1 pseudogene is annotated in these 818 nt (G+C 60.6%); it reads left to right on the top strand.

Features of this window, described 5'->3' with window-relative positions:
• Positions 1 to 818: pseudogene (locus O4H53_RS26970) on the top strand (hypothetical protein); the annotation flags it as partial.

Raw genomic sequence — 818 nt, 5'->3', positions numbered from 1 at the left:
GCGGGCACCCACCTTCAGGCGACCGCGACCGGCTATGACGGGGCGAGTGTGCCCAACGCCGGTGTCTACCGCTGGGTCCCGGCATGGTCGCGCTGGCTGTGGGTCAGCGAGACGGCTCTCTCGGGCAAGTCGAATGTCGGACATGGTCACAGCGTCAGCGACGTTACAGGTCTCCAGGCGGAGCTGGATGGCAAGGCAGCCCAGGGGGACGTCGATGCCAAAGCCTCGCAGGCCGAGGTCGACGGGATCCAAACTGTACTGTCCACCAAGGCACCGCAAAGTGAGGTCGACGAACTGACGTCCAAGGTCAACGCGCTGGATGCTGCCATCGTGCTGCAGGGGAACTGGGATGCTTCGACAGGCACCTTTCCTGGTGGCGGGGCGGCGCAGGCTGGCTTTACGTGGATTGTCGCTGTTGGTGGGACGGTTGATGGCGTCACGTTTAACCAAAACGACCGGATCATAGCGTTGACGGACGACGCCTCGGAGACCAACTTTTCAGGGAATTGGCTGCATGCCAATTACACCGATCAGGTGCTGAAGGTGGCAGGTAAAACCGGTGATGTGGTCTTGGATAAAGACGACGTGGGGCTTGACCAGGTCGACAACACCCCCGACAGCGAAAAACCGGTTAGCACACCGCAGCAGGAGGCTCTGAACACCAAGGCGAACCAGGACGATCTGGTTGAAACTGACGCTGCACTAGACGATGCGGCCCTTTCCGCGCGGCTGGCAAGGACCGGAAGTTCTGGCATTCTGACGGGACCGGAGAGTGTCGGGAACGAACTATCGGGTGCAAAACATCCTTGGTTGCATCT

Origin of the sequence: Sulfitobacter sp. G21635-S1 (genome assembly GCF_027213915.1) — a bacterium.
Lineage (GTDB): Bacteria > Pseudomonadota > Alphaproteobacteria > Rhodobacterales > Rhodobacteraceae > Sulfitobacter.
This window is presented reverse-complemented; position numbering and strand designations above follow the sequence as displayed.